The following is a 4,187-nucleotide window of genomic DNA, read 5'->3' on the forward strand; positions in this document are numbered from 1 at the left end:
TCAAGCACTGGATCACCGCCCTGACCGTCGCGGTCGCCGCGGTCGGCACCGTGGGTTCCGCACAGGCCCAGCAGTTCTTCCGCATCGGCACGGGCGGCACCGCCGGCACGTACTACCCGATAGGCGGCATCATCGGCAACGCGGTCTCGCAGCCCGGCAAGCTCATCGCCACGGCGGTGGCCTCCAACGGCTCGGTGGCCAACATCAACGGCATCATCGGCGGCTCGTTCGAAGCGGGTTTCACGCAATCCGACGTGGCGTACTGGGCCTATAGCGGCACCGGCACCTTCGAAGGCAAGCCCAAGGCCCAAGACCTGCGCCTGGTCTCCACCCTGTACCCGGAAAGCATCCATCTGGTGACGCGCAAGGGCGCGGGCATCAAGAGCGTGGCCGACCTGAAGGGCAAGCGCGTGTCCATGGACGAGCCGGGCTCCGGCACGCTGGTCGACGTGCGCCTGATCCTGGGCGCCTACGGCATGACCGACAAGGACATCAAGGCCGAATACCTCAAGCCCAACCAGGCGGGCGACAAACTCAAGGACGGCGGGCTGGACGCGTTCTTCTTCGTGGGCGGGGCGCCGGCCGGCGCCATCGCCGAACTGGCCTCCACGGGCAACATCGAACTGGTGCCGCTGGTGGGTCCCGAGATTGACGCGCTGCGTGCCAAGCAGGAGTTCTTCACGCCCGACGTGATCGCGGCCAATACGTACCAGAACCTGCCGGAAGTGAAGACCATCTCGGTCAACGCGCAGATGGTCACGTCAGCCAAGATCCCTGAACAGACGGTCTACGACGTCACCAAGGCGCTGTACAGCGACGCCACGCGCAAGACGCTGGATTCGGGCCACGCCAAGGGCAAGCTGATCACGCGCGACAACGCCATCAAGGGCGCAGGCATCCCGTTCCATCCCGGCGCCGAGAAGTTCTACAAGGAAATCGGCCTGCTGAAGTAGGCCTGAAGTAGGCCCCCCCTAGCGCCTGCGGCGCCTCCCCCAGGGGCGCCGCAGCGGACCGGCAAAGCCGGCTCCGCGCGGCCCGGAATGGCGGCGGCGGTGTTGTGCGGCGGGCGTGCCGTTTTGCTGCAAGGGGCCGGGCACATTGCATCTACCTGCGGCGCGTTTGCGCCGCGCTTAGTAGGGCCGCCGTGCGCGGCCCTGCTTGCTGAATCATCCAGAGAATTACGGCGATGGAAATAGATCACGAGAAAACCCAGAAGCTGGCGGAGAAATACGACTCCGAGATCCGCTTCCGGCCGCTGGACAAGACGGCGACCTGGATCGTGTCGGGCCTGCTTGTCACGCTGTCGCTCTTTCACTACTACACGGCGGGCTTCGGCCTGTTGCGCGAGGCCACCCATCGCGGTGTGCACCTGGCCTTCGTGCTGAGCCTGATCTTCCTGGTGTTCGGCTTTTCCAAGTCGCACTACCAGCGCGAGCCCAAGTCGACCTGGCTGTCGCCCGGCGGCATTCCGCTGTACGACTGGATCATCGCCATCGCGCTGGCCTTGTCGGTGCTCTACATCCCCTACATTTTCGAAGACCTGGCATTCCGCGTCGGCAACCCGATGCCGATGGACGTCTTCATGGGCTCGGTCCTCCTGATCGGCCTGCTTGAAGCCACGCGCCGCGCCATGGGATGGCCGCTGCCCATCATCGCGCTGGTCTTCATGGCCTACGCGATGTTCGGCCCGTACTTTCCGGGCCTGCTCAAGCATGCGGGCAACACCTGGCCGCAGATCGTCAACCACATGTACCTGACCAGCCAGGGCGTGTACGGTGTGGCGGTGGGCGTGGTGGCGACCTACGTGTTCCACTTCGTGCTGTTCGGCGTGCTGGCCACCCGCATCGGGCTGGGCCAGCTGTTCCTGGACGTCGCCTCTACCGTGGCCGGCCGTTATGCCGGCGGCCCCGCCAAGGTGTCCGTGTTCGGTTCGGCCATGTTCGGCATGCTGTCGGGCTCGTCGGTGGCCAACGCGGTGACCGTGGGGTCGCTGACCATTCCGGCCATGATCCGGGTCGGCTATCCGCGGCACTTCGCGGCAGGCGTCGAAGCGGCCAGCAGCACGGGCGGGCAGATCACGCCGCCCATCATGGGCGCGGCCGCTTTCCTGATGATCGAGTTCCTGGGCATCCCGTACCAGCAGATCGCGATTGCCGGCATCTTCCCGGCCTTCCTGTACTTCTTCGGCATGTTCATGCAGGTGCACTTCGAAGCCAAGCGCGAAGGCCTGCGCGGCCTGACGGCCGAAGAAATGCCCAAGCTCAAGCAATCGTTCAAGATGCGCTGGCCGACGCTGATCCCGCTGGTCCTGCTGGTGGGCGTGCTGGCCAGCGGCCGTACGCCGTATCTGGCGGCGTTCGCGGGCATCACGGGCTGCATCCTGGTGGGCCTGTTGAATCCGTATCAGCGCCTGCGCTGGCGCGATCTGTACGAAGCCTTCGAGACCGGCGCCAAGTACGCGCTGGCAGTCGGCGCGGCGGCAGGCGCAGTGGGCATCGTGATCGGCGTGGTGACCTTGACCGGCGTGGGCTTCAAGATCTCGTACATCGTGATCTCGGCCTCGCAGGCGCTGGCCGGCGGCGCGTCCATGTTCATTCCCGACGCCATGGCCAACATGCAGACGCTGACACTGCTGGCTGCGCTGATCATGACGGGCATCGTCTGCATCCTGATGGGCTGCGGCGTGCCCACCACCGCGAACTACCTGATCATGGTCGCCGTGGCCGCCCCCACGCTGGTGCAGCTGGGCGTGCAGCCGATCGCGGCGCACTTCTTCGTGTTTTATTTCGGCATCCTGGCGGACATCACGCCGCCGGTGGCGCTGGCCGCCTATGCGGCGGCGGGCATGGCGGGCAGCGACCCGTTCAAGACCGGGAACACGGCGTTCAGGCTGGGCATCACCAAGCTGATCGTGCCGTTCGTGTTCGTGTTTTCGCCGTCGCTGCTGATCTCGGTGCAGGGCTTCACCTGGTATGACTTCTGGGTGACCCTGTTCGGCTGCATGGTGGGCCTGGTGCTGCTGTCGGCGGCGTTCTCGCGCTACATGCTGGTCGGCATGAAGAGCTGGGAACGGTGGCTGTGCACCTTCGGCGCATTGCTCACGATCATCCCCGGCCTGACGAGCGGCCTGATCGGCCTGGCCATCTGCATCCCCGTCTTCATCCGCCAGTTGGCGGAACTGAAACTGGAGACGGCGGCCAAGGCGGCCTGACCTGGACGGCGCGGAATTAACAGGGGCGGGCTTCGGTCCGCCCCTTTTTTATTTCGCCCAATCTCGGATTTTGGCAGCAAATACCGGCAAAATAGGGGCCTGGATCCACAGGGTGACGACATACAACATTCCGCCTTTTCGCCGGTTGCCCGGCTAAATAAATCAGCGTAAAGTAAAATTCATGTTTGCTGGTCTGCCGATCTGCGGGCCGACTGTGCAAACAGGCACAAAACTGCGCCATATGTTCGATATCCTGGTTTATCTGTTCGAGAATTACTACACGCCGCAAGCCTGTCCTGCGGCCGATGTGCTCGCTAAGCGGCTTGCCGCCGCCGGTTTCGAGCACGAAGACATCGACGACGCGCTCGGCTGGCTGTACGGTTTGGCCGAGACCACGGAACGATGCGTCGACCTCGCTCAGGCTCCCACCTCGGGAACCCGGATCTACACCGACAACGAATACAGCCAGCTCGGCACCGAATCCATCGGCTTCATCGCCTTCCTGGAATCGGCCGGCGTATTGCCGGCGCCGTTGCGCGAAATCGTCATCGACCGGGGCCTGGCTTCGCCGGAAACGCCCGTGCCGCTGTCCAAGATCAAGATCATCGCCCTCATGGTTCTCTGGAGCCAGGAAGCCGAGATCGACAACCTGGTCCTGGAAGAGCTGCTGGACGAAGAAGGCGTACGGTTGCTGCATTGATGACCCTGCGCCCCGGCCCCATGCATTGGGGCCGCTTGCCGTTGCTGTGACCTACGTAGGCCGATTCGCCCCCAGCCCCAGCGGCCCGCTGCATGCGGGCTCGCTCGTGGCTGCCCTGGCCAGCTGGCTGGATGCGCGCGCCCACGGCGGGCGCTGGCTGCTGCGCATGGAAGACGTGGACACGCCCCGCACCGTCGCGGGCGCCGCCGACACCATCATGGCGCAACTGGACGCGCTGGGCCTGCACTGGGACGGCGGCGTCATGTGGCAGTCGCA

3 protein-coding genes and 1 pseudogene are annotated in these 4,187 nt (G+C 65.0%); all 4 read left to right on the forward strand.

The features are described from left to right. Positions 1 to 953, forward strand: a 953-nt coding sequence (locus tag ACO6D5_RS25275) for a TAXI family TRAP transporter solute-binding subunit (protein WP_485826890.1), incomplete at its 5' end; no start/stop codon positions are given. A 233-nt stretch (positions 954 to 1,186) separates the two neighbouring features. After that, complete coding sequence (locus ACO6D5_RS25280; RefSeq protein WP_485826891.1) at positions 1,187 to 3,211, forward strand: TRAP transporter permease; 2,025 nt, start codon at positions 1,187 to 1,189, stop codon at positions 3,209 to 3,211. Positions 3,212 to 3,452: 241 nt separating this feature from the next. Next, entirely contained in the window at positions 3,453 to 3,911 is a 459-nt protein-coding gene (locus tag ACO6D5_RS25285; protein WP_006227779.1) for a Smg family protein, read from the forward strand. Between the two features lie 46 nt (positions 3,912 to 3,957). After that, positions 3,958 to 4,187 (forward strand): annotated as a pseudogene (locus ACO6D5_RS25290) (glutamate--tRNA ligase family protein); the annotation flags it as partial.

The organism is Achromobacter sp., from assembly GCF_057314935.1.